The sequence below is a fragment of the Mesorhizobium sp. B1-1-8 genome (assembly GCF_006442795.2).
Classification (GTDB): domain Bacteria; phylum Pseudomonadota; class Alphaproteobacteria; order Rhizobiales; family Rhizobiaceae; genus Mesorhizobium.
Genome location: NZ_CP083956.1, coordinates 252,993 through 273,832, shown reverse-complemented (window position 1 = coordinate 273,832; position 20,840 = coordinate 252,993). Strand labels below are relative to the sequence as shown.

Annotated in this window: 19 protein-coding genes; 6 read left to right on the top strand and 13 right to left on the bottom strand. The window is 63.7% G+C overall.

Annotated features, from left to right (window positions below):
- The first annotated feature begins 10 nt into the window (after positions 1–10).
- The 3 genes from FJ974_RS01250 to FJ974_RS01240 all read left to right on the top strand — a co-directional run bounded on the left by FJ974_RS01250 (position 11) and on the right by FJ974_RS01240 (position 3,145).
- Positions 11–1,444, top strand: a complete 1,434-nt coding sequence (locus FJ974_RS01250) for an aldehyde dehydrogenase family protein (RefSeq protein ID WP_181177187.1) — start codon at positions 11–13, stop codon at positions 1,442–1,444.
- Positions 1,445–1,486: 42 nt separating this feature from the next.
- Complete coding sequence (locus tag FJ974_RS01245) at positions 1,487–2,068, top strand: DUF1349 domain-containing protein (protein ID WP_140534457.1); 582 nt, start codon at positions 1,487–1,489, stop codon at positions 2,066–2,068.
- An 84-nt stretch (positions 2,069–2,152) separates the two neighbouring features.
- Positions 2,153–3,145 carry a glycosyltransferase family 10 domain-containing protein gene (locus FJ974_RS01240; RefSeq protein ID WP_140534458.1) on the top strand — a complete coding sequence of 331 codons (993 nt, stop codon included), beginning with the start codon at positions 2,153–2,155 and terminating at the stop codon, positions 3,143–3,145.
- A gap of 17 nt (positions 3,146–3,162) precedes the next feature.
- Here the strand turns inward: FJ974_RS01240 and FJ974_RS01235 are convergent, their stop codons facing one another.
- From FJ974_RS01235 to FJ974_RS01220, 4 genes are all read right to left on the bottom strand, one after another.
- On the bottom strand, positions 3,163–4,728 hold the full coding sequence (locus tag FJ974_RS01235) for a glycosyltransferase (protein WP_140534460.1): 1,566 nt from the start codon (positions 4,726–4,728) through the stop codon (positions 3,163–3,165).
- Positions 4,729–4,765: 37 nt separating this feature from the next.
- On the bottom strand, positions 4,766–6,877 hold the full coding sequence (locus tag FJ974_RS01230; RefSeq protein WP_140534462.1) for a glycosyltransferase: 2,112 nt from the start codon (positions 6,875–6,877) through the stop codon (positions 4,766–4,768).
- A gap of 12 nt (positions 6,878–6,889) precedes the next feature.
- Positions 6,890–7,540 (bottom strand): bifunctional DNA primase/polymerase, encoded by a 651-nt coding sequence (locus FJ974_RS01225; protein ID WP_140534464.1) that lies wholly within the window; start codon positions 7,538–7,540, stop codon positions 6,890–6,892.
- 68 nt (positions 7,541–7,608) lie between these two features.
- Positions 7,609–7,857: a hypothetical protein gene (locus FJ974_RS01220; RefSeq protein WP_140534465.1), complete on the bottom strand. Its 249-nt coding sequence runs from the start codon at positions 7,855–7,857 to the stop codon at positions 7,609–7,611.
- Here FJ974_RS01220 and FJ974_RS01215 point away from each other — a divergent pair.
- Positions 7,838–9,121: an O-antigen ligase family protein gene (locus FJ974_RS01215; protein ID WP_140534467.1), complete on the top strand. Its 1,284-nt coding sequence runs from the start codon at positions 7,838–7,840 to the stop codon at positions 9,119–9,121. The genes FJ974_RS01220 and FJ974_RS01215 overlap by 20 nt on opposite strands.
- A 78-nt stretch (positions 9,122–9,199) precedes the next feature.
- Here the strand turns inward: FJ974_RS01215 and FJ974_RS01210 are convergent, their stop codons facing one another.
- The 3 genes from FJ974_RS01210 to FJ974_RS01200 form a co-directional block, all read right to left on the bottom strand.
- Entirely contained in the window at positions 9,200–10,291 is a 1,092-nt protein-coding gene (locus tag FJ974_RS01210; protein WP_140534468.1) for an acyltransferase family protein, read from the bottom strand.
- Between the two features lie 129 nt (positions 10,292–10,420).
- On the bottom strand, positions 10,421–11,668 hold the full coding sequence (locus FJ974_RS01205) for a polysaccharide biosynthesis/export family protein (RefSeq protein WP_413468331.1): 1,248 nt from the start codon (positions 11,666–11,668) through the stop codon (positions 10,421–10,423).
- A gap of 110 nt (positions 11,669–11,778) precedes the next feature.
- Positions 11,779–12,456: a sugar transferase gene (locus FJ974_RS01200; RefSeq protein WP_140534472.1), complete on the bottom strand. Its 678-nt coding sequence runs from the start codon at positions 12,454–12,456 to the stop codon at positions 11,779–11,781.
- A gap of 607 nt (positions 12,457–13,063) precedes the next feature.
- On the opposite strand from FJ974_RS01200, the gene FJ974_RS01195 reads away from it, so the two are divergent.
- Complete coding sequence (locus FJ974_RS01195; RefSeq protein ID WP_140534473.1) at positions 13,064–13,336, top strand: exopolysaccharide production repressor exox; 273 nt, start codon at positions 13,064–13,066, stop codon at positions 13,334–13,336.
- On the opposite strand, the gene FJ974_RS01190 is transcribed toward FJ974_RS01195, so the two are convergent.
- The 6 genes from FJ974_RS01190 to FJ974_RS01165 all read right to left on the bottom strand — a co-directional run bounded on the left by FJ974_RS01190 (position 13,310) and on the right by FJ974_RS01165 (position 19,158).
- Complete coding sequence (locus FJ974_RS01190) at positions 13,310–15,196, bottom strand: ABC transporter ATP-binding protein (RefSeq protein ID WP_140534475.1); 1,887 nt, start codon at positions 15,194–15,196, stop codon at positions 13,310–13,312. The two genes, FJ974_RS01195 and FJ974_RS01190, sit on opposite strands and share 27 nt — an antisense overlap.
- A gap of 8 nt (positions 15,197–15,204) precedes the next feature.
- On the bottom strand, positions 15,205–16,197 hold the full coding sequence (locus FJ974_RS01185; protein ID WP_140534476.1) for a serine kinase: 993 nt from the start codon (positions 16,195–16,197) through the stop codon (positions 15,205–15,207).
- Positions 16,194–18,113, bottom strand: a complete 1,920-nt coding sequence (locus FJ974_RS01180; protein WP_140534478.1) for a lasso peptide isopeptide bond-forming cyclase — start codon at positions 18,111–18,113, stop codon at positions 16,194–16,196. The genes FJ974_RS01185 and FJ974_RS01180 overlap by 4 nt, the downstream gene beginning before the upstream one ends.
- A gap of 2 nt (positions 18,114–18,115) precedes the next feature.
- A complete protein-coding gene (locus FJ974_RS01175; protein WP_140534479.1) occupies positions 18,116–18,532 on the bottom strand; it encodes a lasso peptide biosynthesis B2 protein in 417 nt (138 codons plus the stop codon).
- Positions 18,516–18,815 carry a PqqD family protein gene (locus tag FJ974_RS01170; protein ID WP_140534481.1) on the bottom strand — a complete coding sequence of 100 codons (300 nt, stop codon included), beginning with the start codon at positions 18,813–18,815 and terminating at the stop codon, positions 18,516–18,518. Before FJ974_RS01170 ends, FJ974_RS01175 begins: the two co-directional genes overlap by 17 nt.
- 190 nt (positions 18,816–19,005) lie before the next feature.
- Positions 19,006–19,158, bottom strand: coding sequence for a lasso RiPP family leader peptide-containing protein (locus FJ974_RS01165; protein ID WP_140534483.1), 153 nt, complete (start codon positions 19,156–19,158; stop codon positions 19,006–19,008).
- Between the two features lie 498 nt (positions 19,159–19,656).
- On the opposite strand from FJ974_RS01165, the gene FJ974_RS01160 reads away from it, so the two are divergent.
- Positions 19,657–20,823 (top strand): nucleotidyltransferase family protein, encoded by a 1,167-nt coding sequence (locus FJ974_RS01160; RefSeq protein WP_140534484.1) that lies wholly within the window; start codon positions 19,657–19,659, stop codon positions 20,821–20,823.
- Positions 20,824–20,840: the final 17 nt, after the last annotated feature.

The following is a 20,840-nucleotide window of genomic DNA, read 5'->3' as shown; positions in this document are numbered from 1 at the left end:
GATGACGACCATGCTCCGCAAGAACCTGATCGACGGCGAGTGGCTGGGCGAGGCCGGCTCGCGCAACATCAACCCGTCGAACACCGATGACGTCGTCGGCGAATACGCTTCGGCCGGGCCGGAGCAGGCCAAGCAGGCCATCGCCGCAGCCAAGGCGGCCTTTCCGGCCTGGTCGCGGTCCGGGCCGCTGGCGCGCCACGCGGTGCTGAAGAAGACTTCCGACGAGATCATGGCGCGCAAGGACGAGATCGGCCGCTCGCTGGCGCGCGAGGAAGGCAAGACGCTGGCCGAAGGCATCGGCGAGACCATTCGGGCGGCGCAGATTTTCGACTTCTTCGCCGGCGAAACGCTGCGCCTGTCGGGCGAGCTGGTGCCGAGCGTGCGGCCGGGCGTCGGCGTCGAGATCACCCGCGAGGCCGTCGGCGTGGTCGGCATCATCACGCCGTGGAATTTCCCGATCGCCATTCCCGCCTGGAAGATCGCGCCGGCGCTGGCCCACGGCAACACCGTCGTCTTCAAGCCGGCCGAGCTGGTTCCCGAAAGCGCCTGGACCATCGTCGACATCCTGCACCGCACCGGCCTGCCCAAGGGAGTGCTCAACCTCGTCATGGGCAAGGGCTCGGTGGTCGGCCAGGCCATGCTCGACAGTCCCGACCTCAACGCCATCACCTTCACCGGCTCGGTCGGCACCGGCAAACGCGTCGCCGCGGCCAGCGTCGAGCACATGCGCAAGTTCCAGCTCGAGATGGGCGGCAAGAACCCGCTCGTCGTGCTCGATGACGCCGATCTGGCCGTCGCCGTCGATTGCGCCATCAACGGCGCCTATTTTTCCACTGGCCAGCGCTGCACGGCGTCCTCGCGCCTGGTTGTCACCGAGGGCATTCACGATCGCTTCGTCGATGCCTTGAAGGAGCGCCTGGACAAGCTTGTCATCGGCGACGCGCTTGATGCGCAGACCCAGATCGGTCCCGTCGTCGATGCAACCCAGTTGAAGCAGGACGAGGACTATATCGCCATCGGCGTCAGGGAAGGCGCTACGCTTGCCTTCGGCGGCGAGCGGCTCGATCGCAAGACGCCGGGCTTCTATCTGCGGCCGACGCTGCTGACGGGAGCCACCAACGCCATGCGCAGTTCGCGCGAGGAGATCTTCGGGCCTGTCGCCAGCGTCATCCGCGTCAAGGATTACGACGAGGCGCTGGCGGTCGCCAACGACACGCCGTTCGGCCTGACCTCCGGCATCTGCACGACCAGTCTGAAGCACGCCACGCACTTCAAGCGCAACTCCGAGGCCGGCATGGTCATGGTCAATCTGCCGACGGCGGGCGTCGACTTCCACGTGCCGTTCGGCGGCCGCAAGGGCTCGAGCTACGGCCCGCGCGAGCAGGGCCGTTATGCCGCGGAATTCTACACCACGGTAAAGACCGCCTATACATTTGCCGGCTAATCAGATGGCCGGCAAATTCAAATCTGTTGCATGGGCGGCTCCATGACGTTCGGCATGGCCGGCATGAGCTGGCTCAACCCGCCGCCGTACCACGAATTCGGCGACGGCACGCTGCATGTTCGAACGGCCAGGGAAACCGACTTCTGGCGCGAGACTTTTTATGGTTTCCGGCGCGACAGCGGCCATTTCTTGCACCGGCCGGTCGAGGGCGACTTCAGCGCCGAGGTCACCGTCAAGGGCAAATACGAAGTACTCTACGATCAGGCGGGGCTGATGGTCCGGCTCGCCGAAACGCACTGGATCAAGGCCGGCATCGAATTGACCGACGGGATCGCCTATTTTTCGGTCGTCGTCACCAACGACACCTCCGACTGGTCGCTGGTCAACATTCCCACCGGCCCCGAGGGAGCCAGGATCCGCCTGACCCGCCACGCCGAGGCCATCCGCGTCCAATATCTCGATGTCTCCGATGGCCGCTGGAGGCCGGTGCGGCTGGCCTATTTCCCGGTCTCGAAGACCGTCGACATCGGCATGATGTGCTGTTCGCCGCAGCGCGAAGGCTTTGAGGTGACATTTTCCGACTTCGCCGTCGGGCCGGCGATTTCCAGGGAATTGCACGACTGAAAGCCGGGATCGGCAATCGGCCATTCTTCCCGGACTGCCGCGAGAAGTGTAAGACGGCGCATCCGCCTGAACCAGAAGGGCCCGATGCTGTCGAACGCTCCGCTCATCCTTTTCTACACAAATTTATTTGCCAAGCCGGTCGACATCGCGGCCATGCCGAAATGCGCTGTTCCGGTCGAATGGACCAACGACCGGCGGCGCCTTCGCGAAGCGGCGGCCGTGGTCTTTCATCTGCCGAACTATCGCGAGGTCGGCGATGCCCGCAAATACCCCGGTCAGCTCTGGGTTGCCTGGTCGATGGAGAGCGTCGAGAATTATCGCCTGACGGCCGAACCGGCCTTCATGCGGCACTTCGACATCACCATGACCTACGAAGCCGGATCGGACGTCTGGATGCCTTATCTGCCGGAAGCCGGCTGGTGGGAAGCTGCGCGAAAAGCGGCGATACCGCTCAAGACGGAAGACGCACCGGCGGTGCATTTCCAGTCGTCGAAGATCAACCAAAGCGGCCGCGACGTCTTCGTTGCCGAGTTGTCCCGAAGCATCGGGGTCGACCGCTATGGCCGGTTCAATCCCACGCGCCACATCGAAGGCCCGGATCTTGGCCGCAAAACGAAGCTGGAAACCATCGGCCGATACCGTTTCTGCCTTGCGCTCGAAAATTCGATCGCGCCCGACTATGTCACCGAAAAGATGTTCGATCCGCTGGCGGCCGGCACCGTGCCGGTCTATCTCGGCGCGCCCAATGCGGCCGAGTTCGTCCCGGAAAATTCCTATATCGACGCGGCGTCCTTCGGCACGCCGGCCGAGCTTGCAGCCTACCTTAGGCATCTCATTGAGACGCCGCAGGAATATCAGGCCTACTTTGCCTGGCGCTCAAAGCCCCTGCCCGCAGGGCTGGCGGCGCGTCTCGGCCAAATCTCCTTGCCGCCATTATGTCGCCTTGCACAACTCGTGCAGTACCGCCTCGAGCGGTGCGGAAGCCAGTTGTCGGGCGGACCTTCGCTGCCGTTTGGCCCCGCATCTTTCGTTCGCACCCGGCTGCGCCGCTGGCGGAAAGCCGCCAGCGGCGGCTGATTGTCCTGGCGAAGGCTTCACCAGGGCACGTGCAGAATCTCGAGCTTGGGCAGGCCCACCGGCCTTATACCGAGATCGTTGGCTAAAGCGGCAAAACCCTCCGTCTCGATCAGGTCGCGGTAGGGTATCTCCGGGAAACGCAGGCCGCCGCGATGCAAGGCGGCATCGACCAGCAGCATGGTGCCGCCGACACCGTCCAGTCCAATCTGGTCGAGATGCCTGACATCGCTGAGATGCAGGCGGCCCGGCGTACGCAACGGCGGCTGATAGAGGCCGCCGCGCACGTGGCGGTAGTAGCGATAGTCCTTGGTTGGCCGGATGGTGATGAAGCTGTTGAGATCGAAGCTGTCGCCGCCCGCAACCTTGACGCAGTGGGGCACGACAATGCGGTGGCCGCTTCCGATCAGCCGGGTGACGACATCCGGCGGGAATCGCCAGACATCGATGTCGATCCACAGCGCCCAGTCATCGTCCCCGGCAAGCCCATGATCGATGAGGTGGTTGCGCACTTTGGCGATGCCGCTGCGTCTGACGCGCTGCAGGCGCCGGTGGGCGCGCTTTGCCCGGTCCAGGCGAGTGCCGAGCTGTCTCTGCAGCAGCACGATGCTGCGATATGCCTTGCCGAGCCGTGCCACCGCGGCCTGCAGCCGCTCCCAGCTGCCATCGGAGCTATCGCCTTCGCAAAAGACGAGTTTGATCTTTTCCTTGGGGTAATCCAGCTGCTGTATGGCGGCGAGGAATGGCTCAATGTGCTGGGCGGCGTCGCGCAGCGGCACCAGGATGGCGATGTTTTCGCCGGACGGTAGAGCTGCTGAAACCGCGGCAGGGCTGACGCTCTGCCTGGTGGTCGTTTCATCAAGATGGGTCCCGCGCGTCAGCTGATGCAAGGTCTGATAGAGCAGCTTGCGCGCCTTGTGCCGCCATCGCGGCGGTGCTTCGCGCGTCCACCAGGTGCCGGCCCAATGATGGATCGACAGCGTCATGCCTCCGCTGCCGGCAGGCTTGCCGGCCGAGTCGACAGGTGAAAACAGATCGGGCGGATGGATGGCGAAGGCGGTCTGGTCGCAATAGCCGAGCTGCGCCGAGGTAAGCACGCAAGGTCCTGTCGCATCGATCGCCTGTTTTGCGTGGACCAGTCCCGGCAGCAGCGCCAAAAGGTGCAGCCAGAACGGATGTCCGGGCGGGCTGGCCATCGTGCCGTTGAACAGCAGATAGGGCAGCCCACGGAAATCCGCCTGCACAAGCGCATGCGTATCCGGTTCCTTGCACAGCACGATCCGGTCCTCGCTCGTGAGGAGATCGAACGGCGCTACGCATTCGCAGTCGATATCGGCATAAACGCCGCCGAAATGGTGGAGGAGCAGGTAGCGGCCGGCGTCGGCGCGCAGCACGCCATAGTCGTAGCTGCAAAAAATCGGCAGGAAATCCGGATAGTGCCTGGCGACGAACTCGAGCAGCATCCGGTCGTCCCAGAACATCGTCGTCCAGTCCGGATGGTGCCGCTTCCAGCTTTCGACATAGGGCTGGAAACGGGGTGGGACGATGTCGGTCTTCCACGTCTGGTGCAGGATTTTCGGGATCATCGACGGCTCATGGTTCGGCGGCTCGGCATGCTGGCTGTCATCTTCTGGTGGCCTCCAGGCCACGCCGGACCGCGTCGCGGATCGCCTGCGGTCCGAAGCGCGACCACGCCGTGTCATGGGCGCGGGCACGCAAGCCGGCCATCCGGGCAGGGTCGGAACAAAGCGACACCGCGAGGTCTGCCAGCCCTTCGTCGGTCTCGCCGATCGACACGGTTTCGCCGTCGATGAGGTCCAGTCCTTCGGCGGCAAGCGGCGTTGCGACCACCGGAACGCCCGAGGCCATCGCTTCGAGGATCTTGATGCGCGTTCCGCCGCCCACTTTGAGTGGAATGATGCTGAGATGCGCGGCCGCCAGCAGGGGCCCGACATCGTCAGGATTCTCGACCAGTGTGACGCCGTCCAGTCTTGATAAGAGCGCGACGGCCGCATTGGGTGCCCGGCCGGCAAGGACGAGCCTCGCCATGGGAAACGCCTGCCGGATGCGGGGCAGGATGGTGCGTGCCAGCCTTTGTGCGGCATCGACATTTGGCCCATAACCCAGATGGCCGACAAACAGGATCACCGGAAAGCCGCCCGACGTGCCGGGCGGCGGTCGCAGCGCCTGCGCTATTTCGCCGGCGTGCGGGATGCCGTTCGGCACGACGTCGATCGGCAAAATTTGGGAAACGAACGCCTTCAGTCGCTCGCGATCCCGCAGCGAGCAGACCCAGATACGGTCGACGATGGCGGCAGCCTTGCGTTCCAGCTGCCTGACGGCGGGCGAAAATTGCCGTGCTGCGCCGAGGGACGGCGTCTGCGCGGCGAGATCGGATTCGACATTGTGCATGTCGAGAACAAGCCGTTCTGTCAGCCGGCGCAAAGGCCGCAGCAGCTTGAACAACCAAATGCTCTCAACGACGATGGTATCGGGACCGAATTCCCGGACAAGTGCTTTGAGGCGGGCCAGGGCAATTCGTGGAATCCTGTTCTCGCCCCTGATCCTTCGCCAGCCAAGAGATCGCACGCGCTTCGCCCCCTCTTCGGTCAGACCGACGCTGCGCATGTCGGGCCTGGGCAGTGCCGGTGCCTGACCGGAAACCGGCCTTATCGAGGCGAGGCAGACCGGACCGAATTCAGCGGCCGCCAAGGCATTGCCGAAGGTCCTCAGATCAGCCCCGGACATCGCCGGAAAGGCCGGGTCGAAGCTGATGAACAGCGTGCGCCGCAAATGGGTCACGCCGGCGCGGGAGGCTGATGGCGTCGCCGGCCTTATCATGCGCCCGATGCGTATCCTGGCCCGGTATTGCAGCGCCTTCCAGCTCCGATCCAATTCCTTGTGCGCCCGGAGCGCGCGCATCATGGCGGCGGCATCCGCATACATCCCGTGCTTGATCAACTGGCGGGCGATGCGTTGCGCTATCCATGCCTTGCGCCATTGCACCGCATCCCTGTCGACGCCCGCAGCCCCCAGCCTGTTGAGTTCGCGCGCTATGGCAAGGAAGGTCCGGCGCGGCGCGCTGACAAAACGCCGCGCCATCCGTTCTTCGTCATGGTGATAGAGAAGCACCGGGCTGTCGACTGTGACCACGTCGGCACGCGCCAGCAGCGCCGTCCAGTAGCACGTGTCCTCGTCAAGGCCGATGGCTTCCGGAAAGCGGATGCCTGCCGTAGCCCATTTCGCCACCAGCCCGCTTCCCATGGCGATCGGCCACAGCTCGTTTCGAAGGTATCGCCGCGTGTTCTGGCGCCTGTCCGGGCCGTAGCCATGCGGCGTCTTGAGCTTGTCCGGCCGGCCCTTCGTGCGCCGTATGCTGGCGCCGATCGCAAGGCCGGCGCCGCGTCCCTCGAATGCGGAGCGCAAGGCGGCAAGGCTTCCCGGCATCACCTGGTCATCGGCATCGAGGAAGAAGATGAATGCGCCGCCGGCCCGTTCCATGCCGGCATTGCGTGCCGCGCCCGCGCCGCCCGCATCGATGTCGACGACATTTATCGGCAGGCCAAGGCGTTCGGCGCAATCGGCAGCCACAGCAGCGGTCGCAGCCTCCGAACCGTCGTTGACCACAAGGATTTCGAGGATCAGCGGCCGGTCGGAAACGAGACTGCCGAGCGTGGCGCCGATGGTCGCCGCTGCGTTTTTCGCCGGAATGACGACGCTGATGTCGGCGGCCATGCGCTCAGTTGCTCACTGCCGCTCGAAGAACCCGCGCCCGAGCAGGCGGTTGTAGAAATGCTTGAACGGTGACACCGGCCGCAGCGAAAGTCCGGCCAGATTTTCGACGGTCTGCGGTTCGACCTCGAATGGCGACTGGCCGCCGATCCAGCTGTAGCAGGAGCCGTCCTTCAGCATGGACGGACTGGCGACGATATAGCCACCCAGGGCCTTGACGTGGCCGACCCGGCGCGTCCCGAAATGCAGGCTGGAGGAAACGGTTGGTTCTCGCGTTCTGAGATAAACATGAAATCCGCTCGGCGATCTCGCTGTGGGCGTGCCGCTTGCGACCTCCCGGTGGTCCTTCAGCCAACTGCCATAGGCGGCGCCGTCGTCGAAATCGAGTATCATCAGATTGGAATACCCGCCCAGTATGCCCAGATTTCCGGAAAAGCCGTGAAACCAGCGCTCGATGTCTCGGGCCGTCGGCGGCTTCTGCGACAATTGGAAGGCTATGGATGTGAAAGCCAGCTCCTTGAGATCCTTGCGCTGGGTCTTGAAGTGCAGCGGTTCATATCCCATCGCCGCAAGATCGAGATGCTTGCCGCCAGCTCGAAGCGGCAGGCCTATATAGCCCCGCTCCAATAACCTGACAGCATAGTCGGTCAGCGCCTCAGGCCGCATGCACACAAGCGTTCCGTGATCCCTCTGCTGGAAAACCACTCGATCTTCATTAGCCGACGGCACCGCCGTCAAGCGCTGGTTTCAGGAATGCACTGCATAGCTTCTACAAAGGCGGTAGCCGCCGCCGCATTCCAGCCGTTTCGTTGTGTCATCCCCATTTTGATGGCTGCTCTGCGCCCGTGACAAGATTTCCGGTTGAGCCGCCGGCAATAGGGCGATAGTTTATGTTGCAGTGCACAATGAGGCACCGTTGGTCGCCGCGCCAGCATCGAAGGCTCAACGGATGAAAGATCCGGCATGAAGATACCGAAATCCATCCTGATCGATCCGGAGGCAAACAGGGCCTATGGCGCCTTCGCCGTGGCGGTTTCGGTTGTTGCTTTCGCTTACTCCAGCAATTTCGGCAAGATCCTGATCCTTGCCTACTACGCGGTGTGGCTTCCGCTGCTCTTCGTCGATTACCGGCGCTTCACCCGCAATCTCTCTGACGCCTGGCTGCCGCTGCTTTTCGCCACCTATGTCTGCCTGTCGGTTTTCTGGTCGCATGCGGCCGGGATCAGCGCGCGGGCGGCGGTACAATATTCCTCGCATATCCTGTGCGCCTACATCGCCGCGCGAACCATCAGCGTCCGCACGCTGGTGCTGGGTTCGCTGATCGGCGTCTTCTTCGTCCTGCTCTATTCGCTGAAAGTCAACGGCTATGCACTCGACGTGATCGACGGAACCTACAATTTCGTCGGCGCCTTCGGCTCCAAGAACCAGGTCGGCTTCTTCGCCTCGTTGGGTATCTTTTTTTGCCTGATCTTTCTCGGCTTTTACCGGCGCAACTGGCTGAGCTTCTTCTGGACCGCCCCCCTCCTGTTGTTGTCGGTCTACATGCTGGCGATCGCGCATTCGGCCACGTCGGTCGCCTCGCTGCCGGTGGTGCTCGGCATCGTCATCTTGCTCACCATGAGCAAGGTTCTGTCGCGCCAATACCGCCGCGTGCTCTTCGTGGTCGGCGCCGGTGCGATGGTGGCGGGTGTGGCGGCCGCCCTCAACCTTGGCCTGCTGGATTTCGTGCTCGGCCTCTTCGGCAAGGATTCGACGCTGACCGGACGCACCTATCTTTGGGAGCAGGGCTGGCAGGCGGCGCAGCAATATCCGCTGCTCGGCTATGGCTATGCCGCCTACTGGGTGCAGGGCTTCGCCGACGCGGAGCGGCTGTGGGCGGAATTCTATATCACCACTCGCACAGGCTTCCATTTCCACAACACCTATGTCGAAACGCTGGTCGAGCTCGGCTTCGTCGGCGTGACGATACTGGCGCTGATCATCCTGCGCGCCTTCTACGGCCATGTGTCGAAAGTGGTGTTCGGCGACTGGAGCGCCGATTCGGTGGTGCTTGCCGGCGCTATCGGACTGATGCTGATCCGCTCCTTTTTCGAGGTCGAGATGCTCGGTCCTTACTTCACCGCCTCGTTCATCGTCTATTACGGCCTGTTCAAGCTGAAGTCGGCACCGGTTGTCCGCCGGCGGCGCACGCATATTCCCGCGCAGGAAGAAAAGCCTGCGAACGGCCGCATGCCGGCTCCGGTCTGATGGGCCGGAGCATGTCTCCCGAAAGTGCGCAGCGGTTTCGGCTCGGGCGCAGCGGTTTCCCGTCCGCAATTGCGTAAGCTAGGCCACGGCCCGCGACCGCTGCATCTGCCGCTGCAGGAAGCGCCGCAGCGGCTCGTCGAAGATGCGGGTGGCAATATCTGCGATGACGACGACCGATAGCGCCATGACGATGCCGAACCAGGGATGGTGCGCGAACGGGTCGATCGCCACCGCCTTGCCGGCCCCGGCGATGATCATCAGCATCGGCGTGTGGATGATGTAGATCGGATAGGAAATCCGCCCCAGCCAGCCATAGAACCCCGCCAGCCGCGGCGAGGTCGGCGCCACCGCGCCGGCGACGACCATGGCCGGGAAGATGAAAACGACGCAGGCGAGGTTGTAGCCGACGCGTCCGGCGCCGGCCGGCGCGATGGCGAAGGCGGCCAGCGTCAGCGCTATCACGGCCTCGACCCACCAGCCGCGCCGCAGGAAGCCGAGGCTGCCCTGGTAGCGTGCCAGCGATCGGCACAGGAACACGCCGAGGAAGAAGGAAAACGCTACGCGCGGCAGGCCGCTGATGATGGTCTTCCCGGTCATGCCGAAGTCGAGCGTGCCGGCCACGATCGCGGCGACGATCAGCAGCGCCAGACTGCCGGCGATGATCGCCGTCAGCACGCGCCTGGACAGCAGGAAGAAGGCGGCCACGTAGGCGATGTTGACGATCAGCTCGAAAAACAGCGACCACGAGGCGGGGTTGAGCGGAAAGATCGTGTGATAGGCATCGCCGACCAGCGGAATGAACAGCATGCCTGTCGTCAGCATCGTGCCGATCTCGGAGACCGGCACGTATTCCGCCGGCATCAGCCGATTCTTGACCAGCAGGTAGAAGAAACCCAGCAGCGTGCCGGCCAGGTAAAGCGGATAGAGGCGGATCAGGCGTATCGCCACGAACATGCCGAAGCCCATGCCGTTTTCGATCTTTCCGTCATAGGCATGCGCAATGACGAAGCCGCTGAGCAGGAAGAAAAGGTCGACCGCGAGGTAGCTCGACGGCAGCACTTTGCCGTCGGCTAGGAATGGCGAGAAGTGGTAGAGCATCACGCTGATTGCCGCCACGCCGCGGATGGCGTCGAGATTGAGGTAGACGTGACGCGGGGCGGCGGGCTGCATTCTTGTTGCCTCAACGGGTCGTCAAGCGGCCCAGACAAATCGCCGCCCGCGACCCATGGGGCGCGGGCGAGTTTTCCTTCTCTATCCGTCTTCGTCGCGCGGCCTCGAGCCAGGCTGCGGCGAAGCCGTCTACTGGCTCGCTGTCGGCGCCAGCTTCACCTTGATCACGTCGCCCGGCAGCACGGGCGTGTCTTCCTTGGCTTCAATCTCGCTCGTCTTGCCGTCGGCAACTCTGAGCAGTGAATAGAGCAGCGTCGGCTCTTGGCTGCCTGTGATGGCCGCCGTCATGGCGGGGTCCGACGCCTGTGCAATCAGACCCTTCTGCATGCCAACCCTAAGCATGGACTCATTCAGATCGGCTTCGGTCTGCTGCCGGTCGGCGGTGAGACGCGAAGTGAGTGTATTCTGCGCATCGATGGCGTCCTGCGTCGCCTTGCTGATCGACTGCTTGGCAGTGAGGATGGCCGTCTCGTAGTCCAGGATCTTGCCCTGCAGGTCCGTCACCGCCTGCTGCGACGACAGCAGTCGCGTGTTGTTGATCAGGCCCTTCTGCGCCAGCGGGCCGATGCTGGTGAGCTGCTGCTGCGCCAGATCGGCCTGCTTCTGCTGGTTGTCGATCTTCTTTTGCAGCGACTCGATTTCGGCCTGCAGGGTTGCCTTCAAATCGTCGAGCGCCTGCAGCTTCAGGTTCAGCGCCTTATGGTCGGAGGTCAGGATCGCCATCTCATCGGCTACGATAGTCGGCAGCCTCGGATCGCCCTCGACCTCCTTCGGCGCCTCGAAACTCGTCTTGCCGGCGAGATCGGCATCGATGCGGGCGCGCTTGACCATCAGCCGGATGCGCTGGTCGTCATAGATGTCGAAATTGCCCTTTGCGGTGACCAGGTCCTTGGCGAGTTGAGGGCCGAGGTCGGCATTGCGCCGCATACCACCGGCGATGCTGACCGCCTTGAGCACAGTCAGGTCGGGCACGTAAGGAAATTGGCCGGGGTTCTGGACCTCGCCCGAGATGTAGAACGGCCGGAACTGCGCCATTTCGACCGATGCTTCCGGCTTGTCCGTCAGCGCCAGCTTGCGCTGCAGGGCGAGGCCGATCGCGGCGGCGATCTCCGACGTGGTCTTGCCGGCCGCCTGCATGTCGCCGACGAACGGCACCGAGAGCGTGCCGGCCGGCCCGACCGAATATTCGCCGTTGACGGCTGACCAGTCGCGGAACGTGCCGTCGACCGTCTGCCATTCGGCGACGCGGATGTGGAGCTTGTCCTGCGGCCCAAGACGATATTCGCCGGCAACCGCCAGCGGCGAAGCCGCGAGCAAAGCTGCCAGCGCGATGGCCGCGAACCGGCCGTGAGCCCTGAAAAGAAGACTGCCAGGCAAAGGCAGTCCGAAGAGGTTTTCAATCAAATCAACGTTCCGATCCGCTTTGGCCCCATCCGCCCGATGAGATCACCGCCGGACGCCTGCCCCCCGGGGGGCAGGCCTGGTGGTCAATAGCTGCCGCGCGACATCCACACGGCAGGCACTGTCTTTACAATGATACGAATGTCCTCGACCATCGACCAGTTCTCGACATAGTGGCGATCGAAGGCGACGCGGGTGTCGTAGGATACGTCATTGCGTCCGCTCACCTGCCACAGCCCGGTCAGGCCGGGACGAGATTTCAGGTAATAGACCGCCGCGCTGCCATAGATCTCCAGTTCGTCGCGCACCACAGGGCGCGGCCCCACAAGGCTCATGTCGCCCTGCAGGATGTTGATGACCTGCGGCAACTCATCGAGGCTGAGTTTCCGCAGCACCTGGCCGACACGCGTGACGCGCGGATCGTCCTTCAGCTTGCGCGTCGCCAGCCATTCGGCATTGGCGTCCGGATTGGCGGCCAAATGCGCGGCGAGCACCCGCTCGCCATCCTGGACCATGGTGCGGAACTTGAGGCACGCGAAGATGCGGCCGCCACGGCCGATCCGCTTGTGGCCGTAGAAGATCGGGCCGCCATCCGAAAGCTTGACGAGCAGGGCGATCATCAGGAACAGCGGGCTGAGCAGCACAAGACCGGCCAGTGAGCCGATGATATCGAAACTGCGCTTCAGCAGGCCGCCGATGGGGGGTGGAAAATCAATGCCGGCCTGCGAAAAACCCGCATTAGCCGACTTGGCGACGTCCCTCATGCAAAAGCTCCATACGTTGAACGGATGGTTTACAGCACGATATCAAAAAAATGCTGCAGCGCAACACACAATTTCCCATCCGAGTGAAATGTTCGCGTCATGAATTGACTAAATAATAAACGCTCCCTGCTCAAATTTTCGTCTTTGTGGCATGTTTATGACAAGGTGAGAGAATTCTCGGGAAATGTAGTGCTGTTTTTGGGCTGATTTTGGGCAAAGCGATCTTCGCTGCAGACGAACGCGGGTTGCAGATCGTCGGGATCACTCGCTATGGTAAGTTGTTCGCATAAAATACTAATCAATATTGTAGGTATTACTGAACGGGTCTTCGGTATCTTGAATAGGTGGCGGCGGTGGAGTGTGCATCGCAGCATGGAAGAATCGAGCTTGCGAAAGCATTGGAAATCTCCGGCCGCTGGCCTTGCCGTCAGCGTCCTGCCTTAATAGAGTCGCAAATTGTTTCTGTCAGAGTCTGGATGGGTCGGAAAGGCCGGAAGCAACCGGTCGGATTGGGCAGCCAGAAATAGCTCTTTGGCGGAACGGGGAGATACGCGGGTGGGTAAGTCGCAGCTTTTGCATGTTCGCATCGGTTGAGGGGCCGGCGACCATGTCTCTTCCAAAATTCGTCCTGGGCATGATGTTCGCGCTCGCCATCGTGGTCTGCTGGTCCTGCTTCGACGGCGCGTCGCTCGGCACCATCATGATGCGCGCCGTCATCTGCCTCGTGGTCATCCAGGTCGGCTATTTTCTGCTGATCTATGCCATGATCGCCTACAGCGTGCCGACGTCTGCCGGCAAGCTCCGTGGCGCCGAGCGAAACCTCGTCCTCGACAAGACGGCCGAGGCCGAGAAGCTAAGCGCCAGGCGCAGCCTGCACTGATTTTTCAGCCGCCGGGGCGGCCGTGCTTTCAGCCGACGTGGCGGTTTCGCGTTCGGCCTGCTCTCCCGACAGCATCCTGGCCAGCCGGCTGCCCGACTTTGCTTTCAGCCGCCCGTACTGTCCGACTTCGACGATGCGGCCGTTCTCGATGGCCACCACCCAGTCGGCGAAGGCAATCATCGACGGCCGGTGGGCGATGGTCAGGATGGTCATCTGGCCGCGCAGACCGTCAATCGATTCGGCGATCAGCGCCTGATTCTGCCAGTCCAGCGCGCTTGTCGCCTCGTCGAGGATGAGCAGCGAAGGCTTGCGCAGCAGCGCCCGCGCCAGCGCGATGCGCTGGCGTTCGCCGCCGGACAGCCTGACGCCGCGATCGCCCACCACCGTTTCGAGCCGCATCTCAAGCCGCTCGACAAACTCGGCCGCATGCGCCTTGCGCAGCGCCGCCCAGAGCTCGTCGTCGCCGGCTTGCGGTGCGGCGAGGCGCAGATTAGCGGCGATCGTGTCATGCAGCAGGAATACATCCTGCGGCACATAGGCCACCTGGTCGCGCCAGGCTCTTCGGTTGTGCGCCGAGATATCGACGCCGTCGGCAAGGATATGGCCCTCGGTCGGTTCGAGCAGCCCAAGCAGCATGTCGGCGATCGTGCTCTTGCCCGATCCGGACGGGCCGATCAGCGCCGTCACCTTGCCGGCGGGAAGGCCAAAGGTGATGCCGCTGACCACCGGTCCGCTGTCGCCGTAGGCGAACGAAACCTCGCGGACGTCGAGACCTGTGTCGAGCGACAGCCTGGCGCTTTGTCCGGCATCACCCTGCGCCGGCTCGCGCTCGGCATCGAAACGAGCCTGCAGGCCCCGCATCGAGGCATAGGCCGGCAGGTTGATCAGCACCTGCTGGGCCTGGATCTGCAGGTCCATGAAGCGAGGCGCGACCCGCATGAAGACCAGAAGCAGCACCACGATCTCGGCCAGCGACAGGTGGAAGCGGACCAACGCGATGTAGATGAAAAGGCTGAGCCCGATCACGCACGCCATCTGGAACAGCGCGGTGCCGAGCGTCGAGTTGCGGACATAGGCGATATTGTCGGCCTTCATCTTGTCCAGCGTCGCGCCGAGCTCGGCGAAATAACTCGCCTCCACGTTCAGGCTCTTGGCCACCTTGATGCCGCCCAGGAATTCCGAGACCGTGCGATACTGGTCCTGGCGATTGCTGGTCAGGACACGGCCATAGGCGGAGGCGCGGGCGCGGAAAGGCTGCAGCGCGACGAGCAAAACCGCGCCGATAAGCACGGCGAAGCTGGTCATCACCGGCGAAATGAACAGCGAGACCACCAGGTATCCCGTCAGAAGCAGCGCCGCCTGGGTGAGCATCAGCAGCGAGAAGGCGGCCACCTGCACCCGGTCGATATCGCCGTTGAGCGCATGGTCGAGGTCGGAACTGCGGGTGCGGGTGAAGACGCCCCAGCGCGCCTTGCCGATGCTTTCGAACAGGTTGAGACGCACCCGATTGACGAAATCGTAGAGCAGCCGCGCCATGTAGATGGATTTGAAGCGGTTGAACATCGCCTGCAGCGCCACCAGTCCGACGAGCAGGGTGAGCACCGCCGCAAGCGGCAGCGTCCCGCCGGGCACAAGCCAGCGCAGGGCATCAGGTATCCGGACGGCGAAATCCTGGTCGGCCTTGCCGATCAGATGCAGCAACGGGATGAGCAGCAGGATCGACAGGCCTTCGGTCAGGCTGCCAAGGATCAGGAAGACCAGCGCCGTGACGGTACGCCGCCCGCCGACATGCGCCAAGATGGCGCCGAAGCCGGCGACATCCCGCAAAAGCGACAGGCGCAGCCTGGAAGACCAGCCCATGGCTCTGCTCACCCTGCCCCGACGCCGGCCGCCAGATCGTTTTCGATCAGGGCGACGGCTTCGTCGAGCCGTGAAAGCCCGGCCGGCACTTCGAGCCGGCAGACGCCGATCCGGCCGGCGAGCTGCGCGCATTGGCGAAGATGGATGGACGCAGATTCGCCGACCAGGGCCTCCCGCCCGAACCGCGTGACGTAGGAGAATTTGATGATCGCCGGCAGGGCAGCGGCGGCCGGCAATTGCGAGATCGCCGCCCGCCCGCCGCGCTCGAGCACATAGATGCGCGTCGCCGGCACCGGTTCCGCGGAAAATCCGTCGCGCAGCCGATGCTGCGCCTTGTCGATCTGCGGATGCGCCTGCGGGCGCACCTCGGCTTGCCCGATCCGGATGGCGCAGGCAGCGTCGGCGGCGAGCTTGAGCTGCGGAAATGCCGGCAGGATCATCGGCCCGGCGGGGTTCGACAGATCCAGCGCAACGACATCGTCGCTGAGCAGAAGGTGGCCGGCACGGATCATGGCGCCAGCCGTCGTCGATTTGCCGGCGCCCTTGTCGCCCATGAAGATCGCGCCCTTGCCGCCAACGGCGATGGCGCTGGCATGCAGGATGAGCAGGCCGCGCTGGTGCAGGGCAAGCGCCATGACCGGCCCCAGCAGCGGGAAGGCGAGCAGCGGGTCGTCGACGCCGGGCGCCGGATCGACATCGATCCGGGAGGCATCGCTGATCCGGAAGGTGCCGACCGCCTGCCAGGACAGATACTGGCGCGTCGGCGCGAAGCGGAAGGCCGTAGCGCCTTCCGATGCAGCTTTCGGAAAGTCGACCGGGCCGACCGCAATCACGATGTCGGGCGCCGAAGGCGGCGTCGGCTCGAGTTCCGGCAACGCCACTTCGGAGCTGATCGTCAGCCCGTAGGCCTTGTAGAACCGGCGGATGCGCCCGCTCCGGCTTTCGGCCTTGCCGGCGGCGTCGGCGGGCCTGACGGCAAGCGAATCGCTCGAGAGGTTCATGCAGGGTTTCCGCCGTGTTGGACCTGGCGCAGCCACAGCGACAGCGAGACCGAGCGCCAGACATATTGGACATCGGGCAACCTCGCCTGGTCCGGCTGCCGCAGCAGGCGCGCATAGACGGCGGTGACTTCGGGCAGGTTGACATAGGGCGCGATCAGATCGCTGTCCGCCCCCAGCAGCCTGTCCAGAAGGTCGCGATGGTTGCCGATCATGCCTTTGACCAGATTGGCGGTGAAGTCGATCTTGTCGCGCCGCCACTGCACCGCAGGCGGCAGGACGCCCTGCATGGCCCGGCGCAGCACATGGCGGCCAAAACCGTCCTTGAGCTTTTCTTCGCCGGGCAGCGAAAGGCAGAATTCGACCAGCGGCTTGTCCCAGAACGGATAACGCGGTTCGACGCCGAAATTGGCGGCGGCCTTGTCGAGAACCTCGAAAGCGTGCGGCACCAGACCGTTCGACAGCAGCCAGCGATGCGTCAGCGCCTCGCTGGCCATGACGTTGGCGGGCATGTAGCCGGCGCGATGGAACCGCTCGGCAAGGTCGGTGCGCCTGGCAAGCTCAGGATTGACCAGGCCGCTCCAGGTGGCGCGTGACCGCTGGCCCGGCTTGCGCTGCAGCCGGGCCAGCACGCGGTTCATCCGGCTCCTCAGCCTGGCGATCCGCCAGGCCGGTCCATAGATGGTCAGGAATTTGAAATATAGGCCCAGCATACCGCTGCCATAGGTGTTGGCGGCGCTATGCAATTCGCGCCACAGCTCAAGCCATTTGCCGGCATTGGCGAGCTCGTGCAGATAGCCATGGCCTTGCGACACGACCTCGTCGCCGCCATGGCCGTCGAGCAGCACTTTCACGCCTTTGGCGCCCGCCGTACGATAAATGTTGCGGGTCAGCGACAGGCCGGGCGCCAGGAATGTCCCTTCCTGCTCTTCCAGGATGCGTTCGAATTCGGCGAAGGGGGCATAGTTGCCCACCGCGATCAGCGTGCCCTCGACCGGGCGCTGGCTAAGCACTGCGTCGATGAAGGGCTTTTCGTCCATCGGCGAGCCTCTCTCGAAGACCAGCGAGAAGGTCTTGAGTTTCGGCTTTCGCTCCGCCGCATTGCGCAGGCCGGCGACACAGGCAATTGAAGAAGAATCAAGGCCGCCGCTCAGCATCGCGCCGACGGCAGGCGTGCCGCGCATCCGGTTTTGCACCGATTGCGAGAAAAGATGCCCGAACTCCTCCGCCGCATCCGGGCGCATCGGCCGTTGAGAGGGCTCGATCTGCCAGTAGCGGCGCAGCGCCACCTGGCTGCCGGTCACGGTAAGGCTGTGGCGCGCCGGCAGACGGAAGATTTCGCTGTAGGGCGTGGCTTGCGGATCGTCGGGCAACCCGGCGAGGAAGCCGGAAATCTGATGCTCGCTGATGCGTCTGCCGACGCCCTCGAGAGCAAGGATAGGACCGATCTCCGAAGCGAACGCAAAGCGCCTGTCGGTCGAATGGTAGTAGAATGGTTTGACGCCGAAATGATCGCGCGCGCAAAACAGCGCCCGGCGCTCAGCATCCCAGATCGCGAAAGCAAAATCGCCCTGCAGAAAGGTCGGGCAGGCTTCGCCCCATTTGAGATAGGCGTGCATCACGAGCGTCGCATCCGCGATCGATCGGTCGCGGATGCCGAGCCGCGCCAGCAATTCGTCGCGGTTGTCCAACCGGCAGTCGGCGGTGACGGCGAACTTGCCGCCGGCCATCGTCAGCGGACCGGGACCGGCCTCGCCGGTCGTGTCGAGCCAGGCATGGCCAAGCGCCACGCTCCGGTCCGTCCACCACGAGCTGCCGTCGCGGGCGCGATGGCGCATGCGCGCCAGCATCTGCTGGATGTCGGCCGCGGCGGCCGGCTTGCCGTCCTGCCTCGGCAGAATTCCGGCGACGCCGCTCATCGCTATTGTCCGTGGTCGACGAGATGGGCGAACCCGTTGATCGAGCCGCCGAGAACGATGTGATTGCCGCTGACGAGCCAGGCATGCGCCTTGAGTTCCGGGCCTGTATGCCGCTCGATGCCGATGCGGATTTTCGAGGCATTGCCTTGCCGGGCGAGCAGATATTGCCCGGCAAGAGCCTGGGTGAGGCAGCTGGCGCCAGGCACAAAACGTGCCGCGGCGGCGACGCCCCAGGCGACGCGCCGCAGATCGGCGATGCTGGCCGCATCGCTGGCTTTCAGCCGTGTCACCAGGCCACGCATGCGGTTGTAGGAGGACAGCGTCAACCCGAGACGCACGACTGCGACGACCGCAAGGCAGCGCGCCAGAAACAACATTTCGGGAACGCTGAGCGTGAGGAGCCTAGGCCAGTTCCTCATGGTGGACCCTCGCAAGCCCTGCCTCGGTCAGCCCCTTCAACAGGCCCTCGACGTCGGCCTTGCAGCGCGCGGCGTCGACATCGTAGCGCGCAAGCAAGGCGGTGCGGACGTCGAGGACCGACCGCGGCTCCTGGATCAGTTCCCAGATATAGGCGCCAACGCCGTTCAGGCTGTAATAGATGTTGGATTTCAGGTTGAGCAGCGCCAGTCCGTTGCCGAATTCGCAAGCCACCGCATCGCTGGTTGCGACCACGCGGTCCTGGTCCGAAGGGTTCCAGTGCATCCTAAACCTCGTTTTTGAACGCCACTCGCTTCCAGACCTGAGGGTTCCAGACCTGAACCGTGTGATCGTCCGAACCGGGCTAGCTGTCGGCGATTGGCCCGGGCAGGAAGCCGGGGGACAAGGGCCCCCCGACTCGCCTGTATAGACGGCGTCCGGAGCCCCAACTGCGTTACCCCGGGAGCAGTCAAGCTCAAGAGAACGTAAGCTCGCCAACCGGCGTATGCGCGGGAAAACTCGCGTCAAGCGCCGTCGTACCGGCGCCGCCCTGCGTGATCGTTTCAATCGAACCGTGAACCGTCAGGCTGGGAGTCTCATACTCATACTTTTCTGCGTTCTGTTCCATTGTACTCTCCAACTAAGGACTGGAAGCGGCCCCAAGAATGCCGCCAGCATACCGCTATGCTGCAATGCAATTGCTGCACGGCAACATTCATGAGTCAAGCCTGATTTACCAGGCATTAATCAATTCTTGGTTGCGCCTGACTTGGTCGGTGAATAGGCCGTTGACTGCGCTATCCCGGGTGGACATCGCCTCGGAATTCAATGCGATGTCTTTGCCTGTCAAATAAGCACATGATTTAATTGCGATAAATTTTGAGAAGTACCCGTCTGTTTCGCGGATGCGAGAAATTGCTGCAGGAGGTGCCGATCGCAAGTCCCGCTCTCAAGCCGCCGAAGCTGTCTCCAAATGTGATCGGTCGCGGGGCATATTTAAACGCTCCGGTTGCGGAAACGGGGCGGGGCAATGGAAAACTGGACGACCGGCCCAATTTTGGCGATGATTTCCTTCGCACCTGCAGTATAAAGCCGCGAGCGGTTTTTGCGGAGAACGATATCGGGCATGGCCGTGCTGGACGGGTCCTATGAAAGGTTGCGTGCCGCCGGCTGCGCCGACGAGGTCGCTTACGTCCAGGCCTGTCTGAGGCTGTTTTTCAACCCCGGCGGCGCCGCCGCCAGTCAAGGCGACATGCAAGGCGACATGCCGGCGCCCGCGATCTCGGCGGCCCATGTCGCCGACATTGCGAGGCTGAACAAGGTCGCGGTCTTCGTGCTCAAGGCTCTCAGGCATGCGCCGGCCGGCGCGATGCCGCCGGAATTTCCGGCGTGGCTGGATGGCTATCGCCGCCGCACCATGTCGATGAATGCTGCCTGCCTCGGTGATTCGATGGCCATCCATCAGGTGCTGAGCGCCAGGAAAGTCGACTTCGTCTTTCTCAAGGGACCGCTGCAGCAGCATATGCTCTATGGCGACCATTTCATGAAACCGTCCGGCGATGTCGACATACTGGTTTCGCCGACCGGTTTCGCCTTGGCCCGCGAAGCCCTCCGCTCCGTCGGCTACGAGGTTGCGGGTAAGTCCCGCTCAGTCTGGTGGGTGCGCTTCCTCGGCGAGCAGCACATGGTCCGCGACGATGGCGCGAGGGTTTCCACGGTCGATCTCCACCATCGGCTGCAGCAGCCGGGTTCGCCGAGCCCGCGCGACATCGACGGCTTCCTGCGCCGCAAACGCCAGGTCGAGCTTGCCGGCATAGCCATTCCCCTGATTTCGGCGTCGGACATGCTGCTTTTGTCCTGCATCAGCGTCGCCAAGGCCTTCTTCAACCGCGAACCTTGCGCCGGCTATGTCTGCGATGTCAGGGCCAGCGCCAGCCGCCTGAGCGAGGCCGAGCAACGCAAGGTGCTCGACCACGCCGCAGAGCAGGGTCTGGCGGACACGCTGCTCCTCGGCCTGCGCGCGGCCGACGTGCTGCTCGGCGGCACCGGGACGTTGCTTTCGGATCGCGCTACCCGGATCCTGGCGCGGATCGACAATGCCGATCTCTTCCACATGGTGATCGCGCCCTGGCTGTCGTCGCTGCGCTGGCCGCAGCGGCGCATCGTGCTGTGGGAACTCTGCGGCCGCGAGCCCGTTCGCTACCTGGCCGAGGCCGGCTGGGCGGCGTCGGCCGATCTCAGCCGGCGTATCTTCGACCGGCCGGCCGCCATCCAACCGATGCGGGGCGACTGATGAGAACCCTGTTTGCA

Bases quoted from the DNA above. Each gene is read 5' to 3' on its own strand.
- FJ974_RS01170 (WP_140534481.1), bottom strand. From the start codon at position 18,815: ATGCACTGGAACCCTTCGGACCAGGACCGCGTGGTCGCAACCAGCGAT.
- FJ974_RS01250 (WP_181177187.1), top strand. From the start codon at position 11: ATGCTCCGCAAGAACCTGATCGACGGCGAGTGGCTGGGCGAGGCCGGC.
- FJ974_RS01190 (WP_140534475.1), bottom strand. From the start codon at position 15,196: ATGGGCTGGTCTTCCAGGCTGCGCCTGTCGCTTTTGCGGGATGTCGCC.
- FJ974_RS01195 (WP_140534473.1), top strand. From the start codon at position 13,064: ATGTCTCTTCCAAAATTCGTCCTGGGCATGATGTTCGCGCTCGCCATC.
- FJ974_RS01185 (WP_140534476.1), bottom strand. From the start codon at position 16,197: ATGAACCTCTCGAGCGATTCGCTTGCCGTCAGGCCCGCCGACGCCGCC.
- FJ974_RS01230 (WP_140534462.1), bottom strand. From the start codon at position 6,877: ATGGCCGCCGACATCAGCGTCGTCATTCCGGCGAAAAACGCAGCGGCG.
- FJ974_RS01215 (WP_140534467.1), top strand. From the start codon at position 7,838: ATGAAGATACCGAAATCCATCCTGATCGATCCGGAGGCAAACAGGGCC.
- FJ974_RS01210 (WP_140534468.1), bottom strand. From the start codon at position 10,291: ATGCAGCCCGCCGCCCCGCGTCACGTCTACCTCAATCTCGACGCCATC.
- FJ974_RS01235 (WP_140534460.1), bottom strand. From the start codon at position 4,728: ATGATCCCGAAAATCCTGCACCAGACGTGGAAGACCGACATCGTCCCA.
- FJ974_RS01180 (WP_140534478.1), bottom strand. From the start codon at position 18,113: ATGAGCGGCGTCGCCGGAATTCTGCCGAGGCAGGACGGCAAGCCGGCC.
- FJ974_RS01225 (WP_140534464.1), bottom strand. From the start codon at position 7,540: ATGCGGCCTGAGGCGCTGACCGACTATGCTGTCAGGTTATTGGAGCGG.
- FJ974_RS01160 (WP_140534484.1), top strand. From the start codon at position 19,657: ATGGCCGTGCTGGACGGGTCCTATGAAAGGTTGCGTGCCGCCGGCTGC.
- FJ974_RS01175 (WP_140534479.1), bottom strand. From the start codon at position 18,532: ATGAGGAACTGGCCTAGGCTCCTCACGCTCAGCGTTCCCGAAATGTTG.
- FJ974_RS01165 (WP_140534483.1), bottom strand. From the start codon at position 19,158: ATGGAACAGAACGCAGAAAAGTATGAGTATGAGACTCCCAGCCTGACG.
- FJ974_RS01200 (WP_140534472.1), bottom strand. From the start codon at position 12,456: ATGAGGGACGTCGCCAAGTCGGCTAATGCGGGTTTTTCGCAGGCCGGC.
- FJ974_RS01240 (WP_140534458.1), top strand. From the start codon at position 2,153: ATGCTGTCGAACGCTCCGCTCATCCTTTTCTACACAAATTTATTTGCC.
- FJ974_RS01220 (WP_140534465.1), bottom strand. From the start codon at position 7,857: ATGGATTTCGGTATCTTCATGCCGGATCTTTCATCCGTTGAGCCTTCG.
- FJ974_RS01245 (WP_140534457.1), top strand. From the start codon at position 1,487: ATGACGTTCGGCATGGCCGGCATGAGCTGGCTCAACCCGCCGCCGTAC.